Annotated in this window: 26 protein-coding genes and 1 pseudogene; 13 read left to right on the top strand and 14 right to left on the bottom strand. The window is 58.5% G+C overall.

The annotated features are described in order from the left end of the window. The 7 genes from VEH04_05865 to VEH04_05835 form a co-directional block, all read left to right on the top strand. Positions 1 to 127 (top strand): transposase (locus VEH04_05865; GenBank protein ID HYG22292.1); only part of this gene is annotated, 127 nt, incomplete at its 5' end. 211 nt (positions 128 to 338) lie between these two features. Then, positions 339 to 1,118 carry a YIP1 family protein gene (locus tag VEH04_05860; protein HYG22291.1) on the top strand — a complete coding sequence of 260 codons (780 nt, stop codon included), beginning with the start codon at positions 339 to 341 and terminating at the stop codon, positions 1,116 to 1,118. 36 nt (positions 1,119 to 1,154) lie between these two features. Continuing rightward, on the top strand, positions 1,155 to 2,474 hold the full coding sequence (locus VEH04_05855) for an efflux RND transporter periplasmic adaptor subunit (protein HYG22290.1): 1,320 nt from the start codon (positions 1,155 to 1,157) through the stop codon (positions 2,472 to 2,474). 109 nt (positions 2,475 to 2,583) lie between these two features. Further along, positions 2,584 to 3,327, top strand: a complete 744-nt coding sequence (locus VEH04_05850; protein HYG22289.1) for an ABC transporter ATP-binding protein — start codon at positions 2,584 to 2,586, stop codon at positions 3,325 to 3,327. After that, positions 3,324 to 4,559: an ABC transporter permease gene (locus VEH04_05845; GenBank protein HYG22288.1), complete on the top strand. Its 1,236-nt coding sequence runs from the start codon at positions 3,324 to 3,326 to the stop codon at positions 4,557 to 4,559. Before VEH04_05850 ends, VEH04_05845 begins: the two co-directional genes overlap by 4 nt. Continuing rightward, the gene (locus tag VEH04_05840; protein HYG22287.1) at positions 4,556 to 5,818 is read left to right on the top strand and encodes an ABC transporter permease; all 1,263 of its coding nucleotides are present in this window, start codon (positions 4,556 to 4,558) and stop codon (positions 5,816 to 5,818) included. The genes VEH04_05845 and VEH04_05840 overlap by 4 nt, the downstream gene beginning before the upstream one ends. A 45-nt stretch (positions 5,819 to 5,863) precedes the next feature. After that, the gene (locus VEH04_05835) at positions 5,864 to 6,874 is read left to right on the top strand and encodes a family 16 glycoside hydrolase (protein HYG22286.1); all 1,011 of its coding nucleotides are present in this window, start codon (positions 5,864 to 5,866) and stop codon (positions 6,872 to 6,874) included. Between the two features lie 599 nt (positions 6,875 to 7,473). Here the strand turns inward: VEH04_05835 and VEH04_05830 are convergent. The 7 genes and pseudogenes from VEH04_05830 to VEH04_05800 form a co-directional block, all read right to left on the bottom strand. Beyond that, the gene (locus VEH04_05830; protein HYG22285.1) at positions 7,474 to 8,496 is read right to left on the bottom strand and encodes a DUF481 domain-containing protein; all 1,023 of its coding nucleotides are present in this window, start codon (positions 8,494 to 8,496) and stop codon (positions 7,474 to 7,476) included. Continuing rightward, positions 8,474 to 9,343 (bottom strand): hypothetical protein, encoded by an 870-nt coding sequence (locus tag VEH04_05825; GenBank protein ID HYG22284.1) that lies wholly within the window; start codon positions 9,341 to 9,343, stop codon positions 8,474 to 8,476. The genes VEH04_05830 and VEH04_05825 overlap by 23 nt, the downstream gene beginning before the upstream one ends. A gap of 114 nt (positions 9,344 to 9,457) precedes the next feature. Beyond that, positions 9,458 to 10,477, bottom strand: coding sequence for a lipopolysaccharide heptosyltransferase II (gene waaF / locus VEH04_05820; protein HYG22283.1), 1,020 nt, complete (start codon positions 10,475 to 10,477; stop codon positions 9,458 to 9,460). 50 nt (positions 10,478 to 10,527) lie between these two features. Continuing rightward, a complete protein-coding gene (locus tag VEH04_05815; protein ID HYG22282.1) occupies positions 10,528 to 11,250 on the bottom strand; it encodes a metallophosphoesterase family protein in 723 nt (240 codons plus the stop codon). A gap of 2 nt (positions 11,251 to 11,252) precedes the next feature. Next, positions 11,253 to 11,531, bottom strand: coding sequence for an acylphosphatase (locus VEH04_05810; GenBank protein HYG22281.1), 279 nt, complete (start codon positions 11,529 to 11,531; stop codon positions 11,253 to 11,255). Further along, positions 11,528 to 11,815: a hypothetical protein gene (locus VEH04_05805; protein HYG22280.1), complete on the bottom strand. Its 288-nt coding sequence runs from the start codon at positions 11,813 to 11,815 to the stop codon at positions 11,528 to 11,530. Before VEH04_05805 ends, VEH04_05810 begins: the two co-directional genes overlap by 4 nt. Positions 11,816 to 11,826: 11 nt before the next feature. Beyond that, positions 11,827 to 11,913 (bottom strand): annotated as a pseudogene (locus tag VEH04_05800) (zinc ribbon domain-containing protein). Positions 11,914 to 12,092: 179 nt separating this feature from the next. Between VEH04_05800 and VEH04_05795 the strand changes: the two are divergent. Both VEH04_05795 and VEH04_05790 read left to right on the top strand, forming a co-directional pair. Beyond that, on the top strand, positions 12,093 to 12,776 hold the full coding sequence (locus tag VEH04_05795; protein HYG22279.1) for a PEP-CTERM sorting domain-containing protein: 684 nt from the start codon (positions 12,093 to 12,095) through the stop codon (positions 12,774 to 12,776). A gap of 98 nt (positions 12,777 to 12,874) precedes the next feature. Then, positions 12,875 to 13,666 carry a prepilin-type N-terminal cleavage/methylation domain-containing protein gene (locus VEH04_05790; protein HYG22278.1) on the top strand — a complete coding sequence of 264 codons (792 nt, stop codon included), beginning with the start codon at positions 12,875 to 12,877 and terminating at the stop codon, positions 13,664 to 13,666. Between the two features lie 3 nt (positions 13,667 to 13,669). On the opposite strand, the gene VEH04_05785 is transcribed toward VEH04_05790, so the two are convergent. Further along, positions 13,670 to 14,017, bottom strand: a complete 348-nt coding sequence (locus VEH04_05785) for a YXWGXW repeat-containing protein (protein HYG22277.1) — start codon at positions 14,015 to 14,017, stop codon at positions 13,670 to 13,672. A gap of 178 nt (positions 14,018 to 14,195) precedes the next feature. Here VEH04_05785 and VEH04_05780 point away from each other — a divergent pair, with 178 nt between their 5' ends. Further along, positions 14,196 to 14,429: a zinc ribbon domain-containing protein gene (locus tag VEH04_05780; GenBank protein HYG22276.1), complete on the top strand. Its 234-nt coding sequence runs from the start codon at positions 14,196 to 14,198 to the stop codon at positions 14,427 to 14,429. A gap of 75 nt (positions 14,430 to 14,504) precedes the next feature. On the opposite strand, the gene VEH04_05775 is transcribed toward VEH04_05780, so the two are convergent. The 3 genes from VEH04_05775 to VEH04_05765 all read right to left on the bottom strand — a co-directional run bounded on the left by VEH04_05775 (position 14,505) and on the right by VEH04_05765 (position 17,590). Continuing rightward, a complete protein-coding gene (locus VEH04_05775; GenBank protein ID HYG22275.1) occupies positions 14,505 to 15,098 on the bottom strand; it encodes a redoxin domain-containing protein in 594 nt (197 codons plus the stop codon). Positions 15,099 to 15,158: 60 nt separating this feature from the next. Then, complete coding sequence (locus VEH04_05770; protein ID HYG22274.1) at positions 15,159 to 17,264, bottom strand: protein-disulfide reductase DsbD domain-containing protein; 2,106 nt, start codon at positions 17,262 to 17,264, stop codon at positions 15,159 to 15,161. Positions 17,265 to 17,341: 77 nt separating this feature from the next. Continuing rightward, positions 17,342 to 17,590: a hypothetical protein gene (locus VEH04_05765; protein HYG22273.1), complete on the bottom strand. Its 249-nt coding sequence runs from the start codon at positions 17,588 to 17,590 to the stop codon at positions 17,342 to 17,344. A gap of 112 nt (positions 17,591 to 17,702) precedes the next feature. Here VEH04_05765 and VEH04_05760 point away from each other — a divergent pair, with 112 nt between their 5' ends. Beyond that, a complete protein-coding gene (locus VEH04_05760; GenBank protein ID HYG22272.1) occupies positions 17,703 to 18,842 on the top strand; it encodes a phospholipase D-like domain-containing protein in 1,140 nt (379 codons plus the stop codon). A gap of 6 nt (positions 18,843 to 18,848) precedes the next feature. Here the strand turns inward: VEH04_05760 and VEH04_05755 are convergent, their stop codons facing one another. The 3 genes from VEH04_05755 to VEH04_05745 form a co-directional block, all read right to left on the bottom strand. Then, positions 18,849 to 19,718: a transglutaminase-like domain-containing protein gene (locus VEH04_05755; protein HYG22271.1), complete on the bottom strand. Its 870-nt coding sequence runs from the start codon at positions 19,716 to 19,718 to the stop codon at positions 18,849 to 18,851. Between the two features lie 120 nt (positions 19,719 to 19,838). Beyond that, positions 19,839 to 20,453: an rRNA adenine N-6-methyltransferase family protein gene (locus VEH04_05750; protein HYG22270.1), complete on the bottom strand. Its 615-nt coding sequence runs from the start codon at positions 20,451 to 20,453 to the stop codon at positions 19,839 to 19,841. 22 nt (positions 20,454 to 20,475) lie between these two features. Next, positions 20,476 to 21,414: a diacylglycerol kinase family protein gene (locus tag VEH04_05745; GenBank protein ID HYG22269.1), complete on the bottom strand. Its 939-nt coding sequence runs from the start codon at positions 21,412 to 21,414 to the stop codon at positions 20,476 to 20,478. 80 nt (positions 21,415 to 21,494) lie between these two features. Between VEH04_05745 and grpE the strand changes: the two genes are divergently transcribed. Both grpE and VEH04_05735 read left to right on the top strand, forming a co-directional pair. After that, complete coding sequence (gene grpE, locus VEH04_05740; GenBank protein ID HYG22268.1) at positions 21,495 to 22,370, top strand: nucleotide exchange factor GrpE; 876 nt, start codon at positions 21,495 to 21,497, stop codon at positions 22,368 to 22,370. Between the two features lie 12 nt (positions 22,371 to 22,382). Then, the gene (locus VEH04_05735) at positions 22,383 to 23,405 is read left to right on the top strand and encodes an alcohol dehydrogenase catalytic domain-containing protein (GenBank protein HYG22267.1); all 1,023 of its coding nucleotides are present in this window, start codon (positions 22,383 to 22,385) and stop codon (positions 23,403 to 23,405) included.

The raw sequence follows: 23,405 nt of genomic DNA, 5'->3' as shown, positions 1-23,405 counted from the left end.
ATACGCCAATGAATTCGCTTTCCGCTGGAACACCCGCCATCAAACCGATGGCACCCGCCTGAAAGGGTTTGGCCAGTTGATCGAAAACAAACGGCTCACCTACCGCCAGGTTTCCTGCGTTTGCTAAATATATAAGCCCGACAGGTGAAACAGGGCGAAGTCTCTGGGCCGAAATTCACAGCCATAGCAAAGTCGCGCGACGGGGGGGGCGCTCGACATCCCCGAATGTTTCTGACAAAGATGCGGCGTTCGCAGCGGCGCCACGCATCGGCTGGGATTCTGGCTGAGAATTGTAGTGTGCGCGATCGCGCGCGTTTGCGACAAATGCAGAAAAATTGATGGACGTTCCACCACTCATTCCCAAACCGGGGCCAGAACTTCAACCGCCGCAGATGTCGGTCGCCGCGCGAGTGTTGAATGTGTTCGCGGTTCCGAGCGCCACGTTCGAGGATGTGCGGGCCTCGGTTCACTCGGCCGGCACATGGATTGTTCCTGGCATACTGTCGCTCGTCGCAGGAGTCACTGCATTCTGGCTGACGTTGTGCCAGCCCGCCGCGCTCAATGAGTTCCGCAAAGTTCAGCAGGAAAACTTCACTAAACTGGTCGCGGGAGGAAAGGTGGAGCAGGCTGAGGCCGACCAACATCTGCGGGTGGTGCACTGGATGACACAACCGGCCGTTGCGCGCGTGCTGTCGGTTGCCATGGCAGGCGGTGTCACCACATTGCGAATGTTTGGATGGGCGTTTCTACTCTGGCTTCTCGCGGTACTGTTTTTGAAGGTTCGGCTGAATTTTCTCAAGACGCTCGAGGTTGCCGGCCTCGCGACAATGGTCACCGTCGTTGGCAGCATCGTTGCCGTGGCTCTGACGACGGGCTTTGCCAGGCCTGACCCGTCAGGCTCGTTGCTGTCGCAGATCGACGCCCGCACCAAATCAACCCCCTTCATTGTCCAGGCGAACGTGTTCAACATCTGGTTCGTGACATTGCTTGCGACAGGCCTCGCTCGCCTGGCCGGGGTGCGGCTTTCACAAACATTGCTCCTCGTGATGGGAACGTGGCTCGCCGTCCAGCTTGCGATCGCGATCCTCGGCCTCGGCCTGGCTTCATTGTCGGGCTAGGAAAAAACAATCGGGCACAGAAAATAGAAAGTCATCATGACAACTCCCAAACGGCGCAAACGTTGGATTTTCATACTGGCCGCCATCGTCGTGGTCGGCGGGCTCGTTGTGTTTGCCCTCGCCAACCGGAAACCGCCGGCGACGACGGTTCAAACTGAAAAAGTGTCCCGACGCAACATCACGGAGATAGTTGTTGCGAACGGAAAGATCCAGCCCGTCAAGCAGGTGGTGATCAGCCCGGAGGTTGCGGGCGAGATTGTGAAGTTGCCGGTGCGCGAGGGAGATCGCGTGAAGAAGGGCGACTTGCTGGTTCAGATCAAACCGGACAACTACATTGCCACGCGCAATTCTGCCGAAGCGAACTATCGGTCGTCGACCGGCAGCCGCAATCTTGCAAAGGCGCAACTGGAAATGGCTGAGGCCGAATACAAGCGCAACCTGGAGTTGTTCCAGAACAAGCTGGTGTCCGACTCCATTTTCCTGGAGTTCAAAACAAGTTACGAGGTGGCCCGGCTTCAATATGAGAACGCCGTTCACCAGGAGGACCAGGCGCGCTTCGGTCTCGACAAGGCGGTGGATGATCTGAGCAAGACGACCATTTCAGCACCGATGGATGGAACCGTTGTTCGGTTGCAATCGCAACTTGGCGAACGCGTGCTGGGCACATCATTCAACAAGGGGACGGAAATCATGACAATCGCAGATCTCAACGAAATGGAAGCACGCGTTGATATTGGCGAGATGGACGTGATTCTGATCGAGCCAGGACAGATCGCGCGGCTGGAAGTGGATGCGTTCCGCGACCGGAAGTTCTCCGGGGTGGTCACCGAAATCGCGAATTCAGCCAAAGGCAGCGGCACGTCGGCCCTGGGAATGTCAGGCAGCAGCAGCAGCCAGGAAGCGGCCAAGTTTGAGGTGCACGTCCGCGTCCAGGAGAAGGAAGTGCTGCGGCCAGGAATGTCGGTGACAGCTGAGATTGAAACGCGGTACCGCACGAATGTGCTCACTGTTCCGATCGCCAGCCTTACCACTCGGCCGCCGAAGGAAACGAAGGACAAAAAGGAGAACACCGGCACGAATGCCGTTGCTCAGACTACCAATGATCCGGCATCGGGCGATCGACGCCTGAAGGAAACGGTGAAGCAGCAGGAGGTTGTATTTGTTGTGAATGGCGACGCGGTGCGCATGGTTCCGGTCAAGAGCGGCATCAGTGACGACAATTATTACGAGATTCTCGACGGCTTGAAGGAAGGTGATGAGGTGGTGTCGGGGAATTACCGCGCGATTCGTGATCTCCAGGATGGCCACAAAGTTGTACGGGGCTCACCCGAAGCCGCCACCGCGGACAAAAAGTGAGCGTCATGAATCGCTACCTTGGAAAAGATCTGCCGCGGTTACTGAGCCTGATTGCTGTGTTTCATGGATCGCCGCGCCTGTGCAGGGTCGCCCGCCGGAAGGAGCGTCCATGACACTCATTCGCCTCGACAAAATTTCCCGCCGGTACCAGATGGGTAACGAAACGGTCCATGCGTTGCGCGAGGTGACTGTGGAAATCAAACGCGGCGAATACGTCGCGATCATGGGACCGTCGGGTTCGGGCAAGTCCACACTGATGAACCTGATCGGCTGCCTGGACACCCCGAGTGCTGGCAGTTACGTCCTGAACGGAGTCGACGTGAGCATGATGGAGGACAATCAGCTGGCCGAGATCCGCAATCGTGAGATCGGGTTCGTCTTCCAAACATTCAATCTGCTGCCCCGTTCAGACGCGCTGCGGAATGTCGAGTTGCCTCTCATTTACTCCGGCATGTCAGCCGAGGAACGCCGGCGGGTCGCGCTCGATGCGTTGTCACACGTGGGCCTTGCGGACCGGGTGCATCATCGGCCAAACGAACTGTCGGGAGGACAGCGTCAGCGGGTCGCGATCGCGCGGGCGCTCGTCAACAACCCTTCGATCCTGCTGGCGGATGAACCGACGGGCAACCTCGACTCACGCACCGGCGCGGAGATTCTTGCGTTGTTCGATCAATTGTGGAAGCAGGGACACACGATCATTCTTGTCACGCATGAAGAAGCCGTGGCGCGGCAGGCGCGCCGGGTTTTGAGGATTCGTGACGGCCTTCTTGCGAGTGACGAGTCTCTTGCGGTGAATCCGGAAACCGGCAGCGGCCTGCCTCCCATCATTCCGCAGGCGCAACGCGCGCAATGAACCTGCTCGCTGAACTGAAGGAAGGCCTCAGCATCGCGTGGGATGCCATCCGCGCAAACAAGCTGCGATCGATTCTCACAACCCTGGGGGTCGTGATCGGGGTGGTGACAGTCACCCTGATGGGCACGGCGATCCAGGGATTGAATCGCGCATTTGTCGATAGTATTTCGTTCATTGGCGGCGACACGCTTTACGTTCAGCGCAGCGCCTGGTTTGTGAATTCGCACGACGATTGGATGAAGATGCAAAAGCGCAAGCAGTTGACCCTCGCCGAGGTCAATGAGCTGGAGCGGCAGTTCACGAGCGCCGTCGCCATTGCCCCCGTGGCTCAGTCGCGAAGGCCAGTGCGATTCGGCAAGCGCAGTTCCGACGGGGTCCCTGTGATCGGCACGACAGCGTCGTATTTCCAGATCAGCGGCCTGATGGTTTCACACGGGCGAGTCCTTTCACACGCGGAGGCTGAGGGCGGCAGGCCTGTGTGCGTTATAGGGGCAACAGTGGCGACGAATCTGTTCCGGGAGAACTCTCCCCTCGGGGCGCGTGTCACCATCGGGCAGACGCAGTTTGAAGTGGTTGGCGTGCTGGAAAAGAAAGGCGGCTTGTTTGGCGACGGCGGAGGCGGTCTTGATAATCAGGTCATCATCCCTCTCCCGCAATTTCGTTCTGCGTTTGTCAGCAATCCGGACTTTGACATCCAGGTGAAGATCAAGCAGGTGGAACAAATCGAGGAGGCGCGGGAGGAACTGCGCAGCGTCATGCGCAAGGTGCGGCGCCTGGGGCCGGCCGAGGACGATGATTTTTCAATCAATCAGCAGGACCAGGTCCTCGAGATGTTTCATCGCGTCGCCGGGACGATCGCTGCCATCGGCCTCTTCGTTACTGGCCTGTCACTGTTTGTTGGTGGCATCGGAATCATGAACATTATGTTTGTCTCCGTCGCTGAAAGGACGCGCGAGATCGGGATCCGCAAAGCGATTGGAGCCAAGCGCAGGACCATCCTGCTTCAATTCCTGCTTGAGGCATCGAGCATTTGCCTGCTCGGCGGGCTTGTGGCGCTCGCGATCGCGTGGCCGATTACCCTCGCGATGAAGCGTTATTTTCCCGCTGAACTGTCGCCCCTTGTCGTGACCATCGCACTGGTTGTGTCGCTGGTTACGGGGCTGCTTTCGGGATTCTTTCCTGCCTGGCGCGCCGCGCGCATGAACCCCGTGGATGCACTGCGCAGCGAATGAAAAAACGCACTCTATGGGTCCTGATGGCAGAGACACGCGAAAGCTTCCGCATGGCGCTCGGGGCCCTCGTCGCCCACAAGCTGCGTTCAGCGCTGACCTTGTTGGGCGTTCTCATCGGCGTGTTCTCCATCATTGTGGTGATGACTGCGATGCGCGTGCTGCAGGCCGACGTGGAATCCAACCTCAGCCAGCTCGGCGGCCACACGTTCATGATCCAGAAATGGCCAGGCGTTTACTTTGGCGGACCCGACGGCTTTGAGAAGTTTTGGCGGCGCAAGAACATCACATACGCCCAGGCCAGGCGATTGCAGGACAAGGCGACTCTTCCCGCGAGCATCGGCGTGGAGACTTCGTTTTGGGCGGGGGAAGTCAGCAGCCGCAATGGTTCGAGCGCGCCGAACGTTCGCCTGTTCGGCGAAACGCCGGGGAGCTTCGCCGCTCGAAATTGGAATCTTGCTGAAGGCCGCCTGCTTGCAGAAGGCGATGTCGATAATGCGCGGGACGTCTGTGTTCTTGGCGGCGGCCTGGCCCAAAGCGTTTTCCCGTTTGGCGGCGCCGTGGGCGAACGGGTCAAGCTCGATGGCATCAACTATACGGTGATTGGCGTGCTCGAAAAAAAGGGAACTTCCCTCGGAGGTGATCAGGACAACTTCGCAGTCATCCCGATCACAACAGGTTTGGATCGATACGGACGGCGCGATCGCAGTGTGGCAATTCTTGTGCAGGCCGCCGATCAGGCGGGTTACGCGGCGGCCGTGGAACAGACGCGAGGGCTGCTGCGTGTCATCCGCAAGGTGCCACCCGGAGCCGACGACGACTTCGAACTCTTCTCGAATGACTCCATGATTGAACAGTTTGAGAACTTCACGCGCGCCGTCCGGCTGGGCGTTGCGGTGGTGAGTTCCATTGCATTGCTGGCATCCGGGATCGGGATCATGAACATCATGCTGGTTTCGGTGACAGAACGCACCCGGGAGATCGGCATCCGCCGGGCGATCGGCGCGAAACGGAGAACGATCATGACTCAGTTTATTTTGGAAGCCATCGTTCTTTGTGAGATTGGCGGGATCATCGGCGTCGGCCTCGGCATTCTGGGTGGAAACAGCCTGGCGCTCGCGCTCAAGCTCACTCCTGTGATTCCTTTCGACTGGGTAATTCTAGGCCTCGCGATCTGTTCCGCCGTCGGCATCATCTTCGGCACGTATCCCGCCTACAAGGCAGCCCACCTCGATCCCATTGAATCGCTGCGTTACGAATAGCCTGTAGAACTTGTCGCGGTTAATCGTTCTGCTAGGCTGCCGCCCATGCGAGTTGTTTTGGTCTTGGCGGTTGCGCTGTGGACATGCGCCGTGGTCGGAGCTGGACGAAGCATTTCGTTCGAAGCCGATTCGGCAGGCGGTCTGCCAAAAGGGTTCAGCAGCGTCCTGCTGGGACACGGCAAAGCAGGGGAGTGGCGCGTCATTGCGGAAGACGGGGGACCGGAAAAGGAGATAGTGGCGCAGATGTCGCGGGAGTTGCTTGGGCAACGGTTTCCGGTTTTGCTGATGGACGAGGTGGTGGCTGACTTCAAATTATCAATCCGTTTCAAAATTGTCGCCGGCACGCTCGAGCAAAGCGCCGGGCTCGTATTCCGGTATCAAAACCCCTCCAATTATTTCGTCGTTCGCGCCGACGCTTTGGCAAACAGCTTTCGATGCTTCAAGGTCGAGAACGGGCTGGTGAAACCGGCAATAGGGCCCGAAGTTCCGGTGACAAAGAACGAATGGCACACGCTGGTGGTGCAGTCTGAAGGCACGCGAATCCTGTGCGCCCTGAATGGACAAGAGCTCGTAAAGCTGATCGATAGCACCGCGCGCCGCACCGGGAGGATCGGCTTGTGGACGAAGTCCGATACGATTGCGCAGTTCGCCAGCCTCCGGATGAACTACACGCCGCACGAGCCGATCGCGAAGGCGCTGGTGCGGGATGCGTTGCGGGATTATCCCCGTGTCCTGGACCTTTCGATCTTTGCCCGGCGCGCCGAGGAGACAATGCCCGTGATCATTGCCAGCAAGCAGGTCGATCAGATCGGAACACCTGGCTCGGTCTCGGAAGCGGAAACGATCAAGACGGGAAATCGATATTTCGGCCGCAGCAAGGACGCGGTGATCGTGGTTCTGCCATTGCGTGATCGAAATGGGGATCCCATGGCAGCCGTCCGGGTCCGGATGAAGGCCTTCCCCGGCCAGACCGAAGACAACGCGGTCATTCGCGCGCAGCCGATTGTAAAAGCGATGGAAGGGCGGGCGCAAACGCTGGAGGAATTGTTGGAATAACGGTTAGGACCCGGCCGGGTTCCTGCTGTGTTGCGCCATTATGAAGAAAGCCGTGTTCATTGAGCGTGACGGTGTCCTGAACCAGGCATTTGTTAACGGCCGGCAACAGGTCGGCCCGGCAAGTCTGGCCGAGTTCCGATTGCAGGAGGGCGTCCTCCCATTGCTGGCGCGCCTGAAGGAGGCGGGATTCCTTTTGCTCGTGACGACCAATCAACCGGGCATAGCAAGGGGCGATCTCTCACGACGCGAGTTGGACCGCATGCACGACCAATTGCGCCGCCTCATTCCTGTCGACGACATTTTCATCTGCCCGCACGATGATCCCGACCGTTGCCCCTGTCGCAAGCCCAGGCCGGGATTGTTTCAAGAAGCCCGGTGCAAGTGGCAGCTCAACATGAACGCCTCGTTCGTGGTCAGCGACAAATGGCAGGATGTCGAAGCCGCGCGATCTGCGGGGTGCACTTCCATCCTGATCCGGTCCGCGTGGAACGGAGCAGCGCATCCCGATCTGATCCTGCAGGATTTTGGCAGCGTCGTGGAAAAAATACTCAGCCTCCAGCCGCCTCAAGCACCCAGTCAGCCTCCTTCAGCCGAGGCGCTCAAAATTTCAAGCCCAGCGAAGACCGCACCTGCAGTTCGTTCTCATCCACGTCCTCGGCAGGATGCGTGTCGAAAAGGTCCAGCAGCGTCAGGTTCAAGGAAATATTCTTCCAAAGCTCATACTTGAGCGTCGTCTCGAATCGCATGCGATGTCCGTCGAAATTAATTCGGGGAAAATATTCCAGCCGTTCCACCACGCTGAGCTTGTCCGATAGTTTCCAGGTCAGTTCCTGCCCAAGCCGATAGTAAACGTCCTGCACGTCAGTGCCGTCCGAGCGATACTGGGCCTGATAGTTCAGACCAAATTCCAGGTTGAGCGTGAGATGTTTCTCCTCAATCACGTGGTAACCGACGCCCGGGCCTGCCTCATATTGCGCGTTGATTCTCAGGACGTGATCGAAGCCGCCGCCGACCAGGTTGTAGACGTACCATGGTCCTGCAAGGTCGAATGATGTCTTGTTGCTGGCGCGCATTCGATCGGATGTTGTTTCCATCGTGCTCACCGTCGTCCCGTCACTGCGGGTGCGGAATGATTCGGTGGTGGCGTAATCGATTGAATAATCGAAAACGTTGCGGAAGAATTTTTTGGGATCGGACTCGTAAGGCTTTTGATAACCCAGTTTGAATCGGCCATAGAGTCCGCGCCTGTCCCGCGCGCCGAACATCAGGTCGAGCCCGAGTTGCGCCTCCCCTTTCCAGGGACCGTCGTTCGTGGTTTGAACTGCGGCGGTCAGTGGTTTGGCGGCTTCGTAGACGACCAGTTCCGTCGCATCGGATATGACTTCGCCTTCGCGTTTCGGAAGTCCCGACACGATGCGGTTGAGCGGAACGCTCAGGCGGGCGTTCCAGCTGTTTGAGAGAACGACGCGATTCGTGGAGTGGAGGATCAGGGCCCCTGAAATGCGATCCCCGTTTGAAAGTTGCAGGGTGACATTTTCCGCGCCGTGGACGCCAGCGGGTGCGAGCGAACTGAGCAAAACCGCGAGCCAAAAAATGAGTTCAGGGCGTCGCAGTCGCAGCATGATTTTCAGCAGAAGCGGGCGGCGGAATGTCTGTCGCCTTGACCCGGCGGATGCCGCCTTCGACTTTTAACTCGCCATTTTCTTCGCGCTTGAGCCTGGGCCGGCTGGTTAATTCGTAGGTCTGGCGCGTCAGCACCAACCCGCTGGGATCGACCACCGTGTAATTGTAGCTGCGCTTGCCGTCCTGGTAGAGCAGATGCAGGTTGCTCAAGCCGTCCACCTGGGGTTCGGGCCGTGCGAACGATACCATCTGGCCCACAGGGAACACCTTGTGAATTTTGCCGGTGGCATCACTGATCTGCAGAAACAAGGTCATTCCGCGTTTAAGATAATTGGCCTGGTGCAGGGCGTACCGTCGAATCTCCGGAGGAGCATCCCCTGCGGCGGGCGGCCGCGGAAGCCCGACTTCCTGTTCCCACATTTTCGACCCTGAAATAATGTCGAACGCCTTCGGCGCGCTGCTGATCTGCTGGTTCCAAGCCTTGATGAAAACGGTTGCAGTCACCGTATAACGGCCGGGCTTGGAAAATCCAAAATAAGGTCCCAGATCGACTTCCTTTTTTGCCTGCTTGGCCGAGGGCAGCAAAAAGGCTTCATCGTCCACGGGCACGTCCCCTTTTTTCGTGATCACGTAACCATCCTTCGATTCCACCACGAATGACAGCCAATCCTGATCATCGCCCAGTTGGAGCGTTTGGCCGGAGCGATTCACGACGCGCACGGAAAGAGGGATGGCCTGGCCCGCGAGGAATTGTTCCTGCGTCAGGGAGAGGTCCACAGTCACCTGCGCTTGCAGCAGAGGCGTGACGGCGAGTAGTGCGCAAAGCAACAACCCTAATTTTTTCATTGGATCACTCTAGGTGCGGGCACCAAACTGGCAAGCCGCAAAACCGGAAACATTTTCCGCCGTGCACTGGCCAGGCATCGCAAGTTGAACCGACGCCAGCAGCGCGGAATTTATTCAGCGCGATTCGAGAAGCGGCCTAGCTTGCGCCAGGACTGCGGCGGGCGTGATGCGATGCAGGCATTCGAGTTGCACCGGATTGACGCAGAACGGTTTCATGCAGGGCACGCAATGCAGTTCGGTTTGCAGCGCCCGATCGAGTTGACCGTACGGCCCGGTGCGCCGCGGTTCCGTGGGGCCAAATATTCCAATCACCGGTTTGCCAAGCGCGGCCGCAACATGCATGGGTCCCGTGTCGTTGCTGATCATGAGTTCACAGGCGCGAATCCACTCGATCATTTCCGGCAGCGACAATTTCCCCGTAAGATCCAGGCAGCGATCCGGAGCAGCCAGAGCGATCTGACGTCCCATTTCGGCGTCGTCGGAACCTCCGAGAACCGCAAAGCGCAATTCAGGATTTGCGGACGCGAGTTGCCGGGTTACTTCGGCAAAGTTCTCCGCGGGCCAGCGTTTGTTCCGCCAGCGGGCGCCGGGCTGAAGAACGATCCAGCGAAACTGATCTGTTTGCCAGCGCTCCTGCAGCGATTGCAAAACCTGCGCCCGAATCGGCAGCCACTCAAAATTGAAGTGAACGGGAACTCCGATCTTCCTGAGCGTCTCAAGATACCAATCGACGGCGTGCGTGAAATACGAGGGCCGCTGCGCGGCAAAATCATAGAATCCACGCGCGCCCTCCCGGACTTCATCCAGCCCGATCAACGACTCGCCGCGTGACAGCCACGCAAAGGCCCCGCTGCGGGCAAGACATTGCAGGTCGATGACGTAGTCGAAGCGCTGCTCGCGAAGCCAGAGAATGCTTCGCAGCATTTCCGGCCAACGAATGGGTGATCCCCAGCGGCGGCGATGGAACCGGACAACGCCTTTAAGATCTGGATCACTCTCAAGAAGCGGCGCGAGGCTGGAATCAATCCACCAGTAGATTTCGCTCTTCGGCCAGTGCAGCTTGAGGAGCCGAAGAACTGGCAGCGCTTGAATGACATCACCGAGGGAACTCGGCTTGAGAATGAGAATTTTCAACGCGCAGCCGGGTTGCCCATCGCACGGTCAGACGTGGGCGGGTCGGCGGGTTAACGCCCGTAGGCAAGGCGTTCTGCCAGCCTCTCAGGCAAACCTGCGGCAAGAATCTTCCGCTGGGCGGCCGCAATGTCGTAATCCAGGCGGCGCAGTTCGATGGTTCCTTCATCCACATCGTAAACCACGTAAGCTGCCTTGGGATTGTTGTCACGGGGCTGTCCAACAGCGCCAACGTTCACAAAGTATTTTTTGCCTGGTTCGATTTTGAACTTTGAATACGTGCCGCCGCGCACAACGCTGTCCCGCATGAACGCCACGGGAACGTGCGTGTGGCCGAAGAAACAGACCGAAGTGTTCTGGTAGGTGAAGCTGGCTGCAGCAGCCAGCTTGTCGAACACATAACCCCAGCGCTGGGGGCCGTCGAGGGTGGCATGCACGATCGAGAAATTGGTGACCATCCGGACATACTTAAGATCGCGCAACCACTGCCGGTCTTCCTCGGTCAATTGTTGCCGCGTCCAATTCACTGCTTCCGCAGCGGCGGGATTGAAGCCATCGAGTGCGCCGTCAGTCGAGCAGTATTCATCGTGATTCCCCTTCACACAGGGAATGTTCATGCTGCGGACAATATCGAGGCATTCCTTCGGGTCGGCATTGTAGCCGATGACATCGCCGAGGCAGGCGTAGTGCGTGCATTTCTGCGTTTTGATGTCTTCCAAAACGGCCTGAAACGCCTCCAGATTGGCGTGAATGTCGGCTATTATCGCGAACTTCATTGTTATCTTAAAATCTCAAACCCGCGGAACCCGCCCGCAGCTTCTCCCCAGCTAACGTCTTCATTTCGGATGAAACGCGCCAGCCCGGCATCGGGTATGGCTTCCCGGAAGGCGTCCAATTCCTCCCTCAATCCCTCAGCCACGAGTTCCACGCGGCCATCGGCGAGATTGCGGACCGATCCAACGACCTCAAACCCGGCGGCGACAGTTTTCACGGTATAGCGAAAGCCGACTCCCTGCACGTGCCCCGAGTAAAAAATCTGCATCCGGCTTCGTTTCATGACTGCGCACCAGCGTCGGAACCCGGCCGCAAACCGCTGGAATCCGGCTCCTGCACGCGTCTGCCGCCCGAAAACCGCCTGATAAAGCCAAAAACCGCCGACCGGCGCAACGTTTTTCCCCGCAGGAGTTTGCTGCTTATTGCCGTTCGTATTCCCCTTTGTTCACCCGCTTTAATACGGTAAAGCCTGCTTTCTTCGCGTCGGTAACGGAAAGTGGCTTCAGCTTTATCGGAGAGTTGAAACTGGAAATCACCTTGCGAACCGGCTTTTTGCAGGCAGGACACTGCGTGAGCGGGGCGGCCGAAAGGGGGCGTCTCAAGGTGAAGCGGCCGCCGCAGGCCTTGCAGTCGCCTTCGCACAATTCGTATTCGTAAATCGGCACCCTGAAATCTTCAGTTCGTCCGGCATTCTGTCGAATCTTTTTTATCCCGGCCTTCAGCTGGAACGCCAAACTCCGATACTCAGATTCGACGAATGCAGGGCCTCACGGCTTCCGGAAGTAAAATCACCCCGGTCCAGTCCGCCGCGAATCCATGCCGTCGAAGTGAAGCGAAACCAGTTATGAATTTGATTTTTTTGATCGCCGTGGCAGCCCTGGCGGGCAGTGTATTGCCTGCTTCGGCAGCAACTCTCTACAGCGAGGACTTTCAATCGTTTGCAACCGGAACCGTGAACCCTGCCGATTGGTGGTCATTTCATGGACCCGGCAGCGTCACGGCTTCGCTAACAGTACAGTCCAGCGGCATCGGCGGTTCTCAGGCTCTCGAGATGAATGTGGACGCGTCAGGCGCGTTTGGAACGGACTGGTATTTCTACGCGGGCGTCGGCCGATCCGACATCGTCCCAGCTGGCTCGCTGGCTGCATTCGCGCCCGGCGACATCACCTTGTCGCTCGACATCGCCTTGTTTGGCGCGACTGTCGCTCCCGATCTCGGACTCTTTGTCACTCAGTTTTCGGGCGACAAGGTTTGGGAAACGCGTTTCAATCCAGTTCTGCCGGCTGACGGGAGCTTCACGCACCTCGATCTCAACCTGGGGCAGGGCACCCTGACGGGTGCATGGGTGTGGGATCCGACTCTGGCGATCAGCATTAACAGCGTGAGTTTCAACAGCACGGGTTTTCCGCTGGCTGCAGGCAACCGGGTTATTCTGGACAATGTTGTGATCAGCGTAATCCCCGAGCCGACGGCCATCGCACTGCTCACAGTGGCAGCCGTTTTCGCGACGCGGCGGCGGAGCCGATAAACTCCACCATTTGATGTAACCATTATTGGTTATCCTGCGGCGGCCCGCTCACGTTGACACGATTATCGTGCTGCCTATGCTGGGTTTGCTACCCAGCCATGAAGAACACGATTCACCCCCCGTCGTTTCCCCGCCATAAAAGCGGTTTCACACTCATTGAACTCCTGGTTGTCATCGCGATCATAGCGATCCTCGCTGCCCTCCTCTTGCCGGCCTTGGCAAAAACCAAGGAGAAGGCACGCCGGATCAAGTGCATGAACAACATGAAGCAGCTTGGGGTGACGATGTTCATGTACGCTTCGGAAAGCCGCGACAAGCTGCCACAGGAACCGACGGCGACAGCTGATGCCCGCCCCCCGGGGTTTGGCGACTGGGCACATGACGTCACGAGACGCTATATCGATCTGTTCCTGGCAAACGGCTCGACGCGTCAGCTTTTCTACTGCGCGGGCTTGATGAACAGCGTGAACGAAATCGACGCATTTAAGCCTCTTCCCGGCCAAAGCTGGAGTTGGTGGGATTTCACGCCGGATCGTCGCATCATTGGAATGAGCCTTTATACCAAACGTTATGCAGCCGATCAGCGCACAGGAGAAAACGGGTTCCGTTTTATCGGGGCCACGACGGAAACAAATCGGCCGAGCGACACGGTCATTTTAAGTGACGATCTGCTATCGTTGAACAACACGCGCCCCTACAACTTCGTTGTTCCCAGCGAGAACGTACCGCCTCAATACGGCGGGGCTTACCGCCCGCCTCATCGGGATGGCAGCACTCCCGCGGGCGTGAACAGCTTGTTTCTCGATTCGCATGTGTCCTGGCGCAAATTGCAGGACCTGAAAGTTGGTTACCGGGCCGGCAGCAGCAGACAGCCCTATCATTTCTTCTGAGATTCAATCCCAATGGCCGGGCACCCAGACCCAGCCTTTGCCGTCAGGATCTTTGTCCCAGCGTCCCGGAGTCCAGGTTGCACCCACCTTCGGGCGCATTTCCCAATGTCCTGGCACCCATACCCAACGCTGGTTTGCGCGCATCCAATGACCTGCGATCCACACGTGCTCTGATCCCGGCGCTGTGCTCATCACTTCCATTCGCGTGGGCGGTGGTTCTTCGGTGACTACGATTCGTTGGCCAGGAACGATAACAACGCGGTCCGGGTCGCGATGCGAGTTGATACAGCCGGCAGTGAGCACAGATCCGATGACGACGCTGAGAAGCGGGCTAACAAGTCTCTTTCGCATGGCGATTCTCCGATGTTTTGGGAGCCTGCTCCAGGCATTCCCGGGATTTCACGAGTGGTTGTGCGGGGAACATACGGTACCGCCTTCCCGGGCTGAATAGGGCGCCTTGCTACTCGGATGTGCGGGATGCGAACGGGGCCCACTTGAGCTTCAGCGCCGGTCCGGTTATTTTTCACTCATGCCGATTTACGAATTCCATTGTGAGAAATGCGATCGGGACAGCGAAATCCTTGTTCGCTCCAACGATTGGGAAGGCACCGCCTGCCCTCACTGCGGTTCAACCAGGCTGGCGAAGAAATTTTCAATCTTTGCGTCGAGTGCCGGCGGTTCCCAGGCCGCATCGCCTGCCCCGCGCAAGGGCGGAGGGGGTGGTTGCGGACGTTGCTGCGGTGGCGGACCCCACTCGCATTGAGCAACGATTATCTCGCAAAAAACAAGCGGCGCCTTGAAGGCGCCGCCGTGGGGGACTCGATCTTTTTTTCCGCAATCAATACTTCACATTGCAGCCGTAAGGTTTGGTTTCGAATGGTTCGACCTTCTCGCCGGCCTGCAGCTTGCCAAAAACTTCCTTGACGTAATTCTTGGCAGCGCGCGGGTCGTGGTTGGTAGCACGCTTATCGTCGATGGCGCCGTTATAGACAAGCGTTCCAGACGCGTCGATCACATACATGTGCGGCGTGGTCTGCATGTTATACGCTTTCCCGATCGTGCCTGAACTGTCATCCAGCCATGCGGTCGCGTTCATCTTTTGCTTTTCCCATTCGGCGCGCGCTTTTTCAGGGGCGCGATAACTGCCGTTTTTCGGATTAACAGAATTCACGACCAGCCAGACGCCGCCCTTCGAAGTCACGTCTTTCTGCAGTTCCTGCATGGCGCCTGTCTTGAAATGATTGGCGCAGAAGGGACAATCCAGATTGTACGATTCAAGCACGACAATCTTTCCCTTGTAATCACTAAGCTTGTGAGTTTTGCCGTTGATATCCTTGGCCTCAAACTCGGGAGCGGGTTTGCCGATTTCGGCGCCCGCGAAGGCTGCGGTTGAAAGTCCGACAAATGCCAGCAATGCAATAGCGCGTCTCATATTTCCTTTCGGTTAACTTGGGTTAAGCAAGCGATAAGACGCACGCACATTCGGGAGGTTTCAGGATTTCTTTGCGTGAGCCGATTCCAGCGCCTTCAAAACGCGTCCGGGTGTGAGGGCCTCAGGCAAGACTTCCGGTTGTGCGCCCGAGGTCCCGGGATAAACCAGGACGAGTGGAACTCCCGCGCGGTTGTATCGCCGCAATTCCTCGCGAATGGCAGGCGGAAACAAAGTGTAATCGCCCATCAACGCCAGGCCATTGATCTCACGCAACTTCGCCTCAACCGACGGAACCTCGATGGCAAACTTCTTGTTGGCCTGGCACGTGAGGCACCAATCAGCCGTGAAATCCACGAGTACCGGACGCCCTGCAGCCTGGGCTTCGGCGACGGCCTCAGGGCTCCAGGGTTCCCACGCGAGCCCCCCACTTTTTTGCTCGATCGTGCGATTGCCCGCGGCGGCGGGTTGGCGCCATTGAAGTTGCGATTCAAGGGTGAATGCATAACCCAGCGCCAGCACGCCCAATGCAACCCCGGCCGCGAGGCCACGATGCTGTCGTCCGCGTTGCACAAATTCCCCATATATCCACGCCGCCATCGAAACGATCACCAGGAACATGGCGATCCATAAAACCCCGTTTCCATAGTGCGCTTGAGTAAGGCTGAACAGCCACACCGCAGTCGCGAGCGTTGGAAATCCCATGCCTATTTTGAATCGTTCCATCCAGGCGCCGGGTCGCGGAAGAAATCGCAACCATCCCGGTTGAAACGCCAGCAACACATAAGGAAATGCCAGCCCGGCTCCGATCGTGAGGAACATCAGCACGATGATGGCGGGAGGTTGCGCGAACGCGAATCCCAGCGCGAGGCCGAGAAACGGGGCCGTGCACGGGGTCGCAAGGATCGTTGCGAGCACGCCATTGAAGAAGGCGCCCGCGGATCCTTGCTTCGACGCCAGCGTTCCCGCGCTGCCCATGACACGCGATCCGAGATTGATTTCGAAAACACCGAACAAGCTCAGGGCGACCAGAGTGACGAGGATCGTGAGCCCGACGACGAAGGGACCGCTGCCAAACTGCATGCCCCAACCCGCTTGTTTGCCAGCCGCATTGAAGCCGATCACGATTGCGGCGAGTACGAGGAAGGAACAAAGAACACCGAGTCCGTAAATCAATCCCAGTTTCCGCACATGGCCCGGGTGGCTTTGCGACTCGCTCACGAACCCGAGGATCTTCAGCGCGATGACGGGCAGCACACAGGGCATGATGTTGAGGATCATTCCGCCCAGGAAGGCATACAGCAACATTTGCCACAGGCCCGGCGTCGCTGATGTGGCGGACGCGTCTGCGGGTGCGGCGTCGCTTATCGAAATGGACGCACGCCAGGCTTTCTGAGATCCACCCGCGCCCTCGACGACAAGTCCGGCAATCTGTTGCGGCCATTCGCCTTCAAATCGCTTCACCAGCTTGCGAATGCGAATCTTGCCCGAGGGCGCCTTTAGATTTTCCACGGAGCCCTGGACCTCGAAGTCTTCAAACGCGAATGGAAAGAAATCCGCAGGTCCGGTGCCCGTCGCACTCCATTCCAGCACGACAGGCCGGATCTTCTCGGAAACCGCCTCTTCCCAATGGGCTGCGACGGTTCCCGCGAAGTTCGACGGAACTCGCTGCCGCCACGCTTTCAAAACAGTGCTGTCCGCAGAGGCGATGGCAGCCTCACCAATCTTCAAGGAGCCCGAGACCTGGGCGCTGCCGGGGATGCATTGTTCCTTGCACTCCAGCCAGGAAACATTTGCCTGGATGGAATGCTCGCCTGCCGGCAGGTCGGGGGACAACTGCAACGAAACGACCAGAACAACTTCACCTTCGTAAATATAGGTAAGGAGGTCGTCGGGCGGCAGTTTCTGTGGTGCAGGCCATTCGATTTCGCCTGCCGTAATTCCGGCAGGCAGCGACCATTTGATTTCAGTGGCAATGCCTGACGCCCCGGGATTCTTCCAATACGTGTGCCAGTGCGGATCCATCTGCAGGTGAATCCCAGCGGTCACAGTGTCTCCAGGTTTTGCAGAGGTCGCCGAGAGAAGCAGACGGGCCTGGGTATGGGCCGCCTGCGTATGACTCGCGACCAGGCAAAGGACAAACGTAATGAGACTCAGAAGGGTGCGCACAAAGGTATAGATGCCTTAACTTGGAAAAGGTTGGAAATAATTTCGCTTTGCCTGCAGGAGCGCGCAGCGCGAGGAGGTCAGGCCATCAATCGGGAAGGGGCGCAAACAACCTGTTCAACGCTGATCAAACCGCCTTGCTCCTCGAACTGGATCAGAAGTTGAGCGCCGCGCGACCAGATTCGCACGGGGCTGCCCGGTTCCATTCGCTGTGCGGCGCGGTGACACTGGCGATAAACCATTCCATTCGTCAGGCGGTATATGGCGCCAATGCCGCGATGCCCGACAACGACGTAATCAATCGTGCCCGTGGCGATCAACTTCATCATTCATCCTCGATTTCAGGCGGTTTGAGAGCCATGGGCTGTTTCACCGGGTAGGCAAGGGCACCCGGCGAAGGACCCATTGAATTCCAACCCTGTTCCTCCTAGTCTCCCGTCGATGTCAGCCGTTCAGGAAGACACCACATGCAACTGGCTTTGCACCGGTGATGAAGTTTTTCCCAGCATGCTCGAGGCGATCGATGCAGCGCGCACTTCGGTGCGGCTTGAGACCTACATTTACGCCGCCGATGCACTTGGACAGCGGTTCCGCGACGCCTTGGCGCGCGCCTGCGAGCGCGGCGTGTCGGTGAAGGTCCTGGTGGACGGGTTGGGTTCCCTTGCAGTGCCTGCCGAGTTCTGGGCGCCGCTCCAGGCTTGTGGAGGCGAAGTGCGCGTGTTCAATCCGGTCGTGCTCCGGCGTATGTCGATTCGCAACCATCGCAAACTTCTGGTGTGCGACGATCACACGGCTTATGTGGGTGGGTTCAACATATCCACAAAGTACGAGGGCGATGGAGTTCGTTGCGGCTGGTGCGACCTCGGCCTGAAAATGAAAGGGCCGCTTGCGGTGCGTCTCGCCGCGTCATTCGATGAGATGTTCGACCGCGCAGCGTTTCGGCACAAACCCTTCATGCGGCTGCGGCGGTTCAACGCAAAACGGGCGGTGCCCGGGCGGGCTGAGCAGATCCTCCTCAGCGGGCCTGGCCGCGGCCGAAGTCCAATCAAACGCGCGCTCACGAAGGACATCGCCCAGGCGCGCGACGTTAAAATCATCGCGGCCTATTTTCTCCCCACCTGGGCTTTGCGGCGCGCGCTGGCTCGTGTTGTCCGTCGAGGCGGGCGCGTGCAGTTGATCCTCGCGGGGAAGTCGGATGTTGTGGTGTCACAGCTCGCCGGCCGGTCGCTGTATCGCCGATTCCTCAACGCTGGTGTGGAAATCTTTGAATACCAGCCGCAGATCCTGCATGCCAAGCTGATCATTGTCGACGACGTGGTTTACATTGGGTCGGCGAATCTCGACCAGCGCAGTTTGCAGATCAATTATGAACTGATGATCCGTTTTGATTCGCCGGAAATTTCTGAACAGGCGCGGGCTGCGTTTGCGAATAACCTGAATCACAGCCAGGCAATCACGCTCGAGGAGTGGCGAAAAACACGCACGCTCTGGCGTCGAATCAAGCAGCGATGGGCTTATTTTCTCCTGGTGAGGGTCGACCCCTTCATTGCGCGGTGGCAATGGCGCACGCTTCCCGACTGAGAAGCGTCACCGCGCGAGCGCCACGAGATAACGCTGGAACCGCGTGACTTCGCCGCCGCGACCCACTTCCGTGTAGATCTGATGCAGATTGCTGCAGATGCGGAGCAGCATCCGGCGCGGGCTGGCGGGAGCCAGGAAATCGTCGGTGAGGCTGTAATTCCCCCGCTGCAAATATTTCACGCAATCAGCCTTGCTCAGAAGCTGGCCTCGATTGAACGGATCGATGTAAAGCTCGTCCGAGCTGCTTTGGTAGCGGCAAATAAAATGGCCCGGGAGGCCGATTCCGGTGACTGGCATTCCCGACCGGCGGGCCACGAGGATGTACAAAAGCGTCAGCGTGATGGGATTCCCCGTGCGCCGATCGAGCACGCGATTCAGGTAACTGTTGTCCGGGTCGTAGTAGTTCGCCACGTTGCCGACGAAGCCGAGTTCTGAGAAAAGATAGTTATTGAACGCGCTGAGTTTCTCTTCGACGCTGGTTTCCAGTGCCATGCGTTCCGCGGCTTCGTGTGCGAACTCATCCAGCAACGCCGCGTATCCTTCACGGTTGATCGTGGGAAACGTGCTCCGCGCAAGGAGCCACGCCGCGGTCTCAAGCTCGAAATCCTCCCCAGACTTCAAACAAAACGAGAGGAACTCCGTATCGGCCTGCTGACGTTCGAAGTAGGCGAGGATCTCGAGGACATGGCGCCGCAGGACCGCATCGTTGCTGAGGGAATACGGCTGCAGCCATGCTCGCGCTGCCTCTCCTCCGGAAATAATCTTCTGACGCACCAAGCCGTAAACTGCCGAATCCTCGTCCGCAAGCAGGGTCAGCAACGCGCTTTGTTCGGCGGAAAGCGAGCGTCGCGATGCGATAGGAGCCGAGGAGATCATATCTGGCTGCGATCTAATGAACCAAAGGACGCAGAGAATTTCAATGCGCAATCCGGAATTTCTTGATTTCTCCCCGGAATTCGCCTTCGAGGGGACCGCGCCAGCGAGCGTTTGTCGCGGTTAGCGGGCGCAGTAAAACAAGCGCCCCGGCGGGATGCTCAGCAATTCGAAATCCTGCCGAACCTGTCCGAAGACGCTTTCAAGATACGGACGAACCGCCCCGGAAAGCTGATAAACAAGAAAGCGCCCTTCCGGACGCAGAGCCGCATGTGTCTTGCGAACGATTTCGCCGCGGAGCTTCTCCGGGATGGTTTTGAACGGGATGCCGGAAATCACGTAGTCGGCAAGCGGCAGGCCCAGGCGGTCCAGAGCAGTGGCGACTTCGGTTGCCGATTCGTGGAGCAGGATGAAACGCGGGTCGTTGATTGCGCCGCGCAGATAACTGCAAAACTCGTCGTTGGTCTCAAAGGCGACCAATCTGGCGTCGGGATGCATTCGCTGCAGAATGTCATTGGTGAACGTTCCCACACCCGGGCCGTACTCCACGATAACGCGAGCGGTTTCCCAATCGATTTGTTTCAACACCTGCCCCACGACAAAGCGTGAACTTGGGAACATCCACCCAATATTCGTTGGGTGCTTGGCAAAATTCTTCGCAAAGAGGAACAGTTGCGTGTGCCAGGGCGCGTGGCGGGCCGGCTGCGGCGCGCGAGCGGAAGAAGATTGATGTGCCATAACTTGGAACCCGAGATTGCGGTTAAACTTTGTCCAGCAGGGTGCGAACTGAAATAGGGTGCAGCACCCATTCAGGCACCACCACCTGCAGCCGGCGCCGCGCAATACTGAATTTTGCCGGCAGGTGCCCCGCCAATTCGCCATCCAGTTCGACCGCTGCCTTGCCAGTGCACTCGATTGAGAAAGACGATTCCCGGACGTTGATGATAACTCCCGGGGGAACGCGGCGCTTTAACAGGAGTGAGGGGCCGCATCGGGCAAGGACCATCCAATTCACCTTCGGAAAAATCGAGACCTCCAACAATGCGTCTCCGAGGTCTGCCTCGGGAAACAACGCGAACCCACCCCCATAGAGCCGTCCATTTCCCACCAGGATTAATTCGCCGGAGATGGACCTCTTTCCATCATTCCAAACGAGACTGGCCTGGCGCTGGCGCAGTGCATGAATGCCCGCGACGACATATGCGAGCGGCCCGATTTTTTTCTTCAAGGGCCAGTGCACGAGTTCGATGGCGCGGGCGTCGAGACCTGCGCCGGCGAGTTGTGCGAAATGGCGCGTGACGCGCCGCGATCCGGACGTGAACTCCGCACAGGGCAAATCAATGCAGAGGCGGCGCTGTCCCTGGATCGTCTGCCACGCCTGGGTGAGCCCGCGCGGGATCTTCAGCTCACGCGCAAATACATTTACCGTTCCCAGCGGAAGAACGCCCAGCGCAGCACGGGCAAATCCGTCCGGCACATCGCCAATCCCATTGAGCACCTCGTTGACGGTGCCGTCGCCGCCCGCTGCCACCACGACTTCGAATCCCGCCGCGACAGCTTCCTGCGCGAGAGTTCGCGCCGCACCTGGACCGGTGGTTTGCATCAGCGTTGCGTCCGCTCCGATTTCATCCAGGTGCCGCCGGAAATGCCGCGCCTTGTCGCCGCGGGCGGTGGGATTGAAGATGACGCAGGTCCGCATGGCCGAAACTTGCGAGGCTCAGGCGGGGCGAGTCGAGGAAAACTTGAAGTGCCAAGGCCGTTCCGTTACACCATGCCGCAATGACTGCAGTCACTGCCCCGAAGATTTCCAAATGGCCGTTCTTCCTCGCTGATGCCCTTTTGATCGCGCTCGCCTGGTTCATCCACAGCCGCAGTGCCCACCCGACCGGCGGGATTGAAGTGTTTGCGTACGTTGCGTGCGTCGCAATCGGCGCCTGGATCAGCATCACGCCCTTTCTCAAGGACTATCAGGCGGAACTAAAGTTCGCTGAGACGGAAAAACTCATTTCAACCGCTTCTCAATTGGAGAACCTGGAAAAGCTCTCAGGCCAGATTAGCGATGCCACTGGACAATGGCTTTCGATTCGCGACGCGGCTGACAAGACCGCGGCGGCCGCAAAGGGTATCGCCGACGGAATGGCCGCCGAAGTGAAGGCGTTCAACCAATTCATCGAGAAGACAAACGACGGCGAGAAGGCAACGTTGCGGCTTGAGATCGACAAGTTGCGGCGTGGCGAGGTCGAGTCGCTCCAGGTGATCGTGCGGATGCTGGATCATATCTTCGCCCTGCATCAGGCGGCACAACGTGCGCGGCAGCCCGGTGTGACCGAACAGATCAACCGTTTCCAGGCGGCTTGCGTGGACGCAGCGCGGCGCATCGGACTGGTTCCTTTCTCGGCGGCGCCTTTGGAGTTGTTCGACGGGCAGAAGCATCAAGTGCTCGACAGCAACGCTCCTGTCCCTGAGGGATCAAAGATCGCGAGCACAGTGGCTGCCGGATACACTTTCCAGGGCCGCATGATCAGGCCCGCAGTGGTTCAATTGGAATCCGCTGCCAACCCGGCGATGGAAGACACGGCCACGCCCGATGCCGGCGCGGTGGAACCCGCGGCTCCCGTCGAAGCGGCAGAGCGCGGCCAATCCAACCTTCTCTGATCGCGCGATCCCGTGAAGGCCGCCATCTTCCGGGGAACGGGCAGGTTCGAAGTCATTGACACACACGTTCCCGCGATTGCGCCTGGTCAGGCCTTGTTGCAACTGCGGCGCGTCGGCATCTGCGGCACCGACCTCCTGATCTTTCGCGGCGGCATGCCGCATCGCGCAAAACCGGGACGCATCCTGGGTCATGAAATGGTGGGTATCATTGCCATTCCCGCTGCCGATGGACGCTTCGGCCCGGGCGATCGCGTGGTGGTGGAGCCAACCCTTTCCTGCCACACCTGTGATGCATGCAAACGCGGGTTGACGCATGTGTGCGAAAACCTGCGGTTTCTTGGCATCGATGCGAATGGAGCGCTGCAGGAGTTCTGGGCCGTTCCAGGCGGCCGGCTGCATCGCGTTCCTGATTCAATTTCAGACGATCACGCCGCAATGGTTGAGCCGCTCGCGGTTGCCGTTCATGCCACACGTGTTGCACAAATTTCTGTGAAAGAATCCGTGGTGGTGTTGGGTGCGGGAACCATTGGGAGTCTGATCGGCTTGCTTGCGCAGCGAGCAGGCGGGCGAGTTGTGTTGCTAGAAACCAATCGTGCACGGCGGGAATTCGCCACGACGCTCGGACTGGACACCTGCGATCCCACCGGAAACGTCGTGGAACGGGTCAACCATTGGGCGGGCGGGGCGGGAGCTGACGTTGTGATCGAAGCGTCGGGATCCGCGGATGCCGCCTTGATCATGACGCGCCTTGCAGCCGTTCACGGCCGGCTCATCGTCGTTGGAATACAATCGCAGCAAACGGCGGTCGACCTTTTCCAGGTGTTCTTTCGCGAGCTTTCCCTCACAGGCATCCGCGCATACACGCGCGCGGATTTTGAAATGGCGCTGCAACTGATTGCGAGCGGCGCGATCGATCTCTCTCCACTCATCTCGCATCGATTCAGCCTTGCCGCGGTCCAGGAGGCTTTTGAACTTGCCGTCTCCGGAGCGGGAGTCAGGAAGATGCTGATCGACTTCACACTGGGCAAAACCTGA

This window comes from Verrucomicrobiia bacterium, assembly GCA_035629175.1.
In the GTDB taxonomy this organism is placed as follows: Bacteria; Verrucomicrobiota; Verrucomicrobiia; order Limisphaerales; family DASXHY01; genus DASXHY01.
The sequence above is the reverse complement of the archived record's forward strand: the minus strand, read 5'-3'. Positions and strand labels throughout refer to the sequence as shown.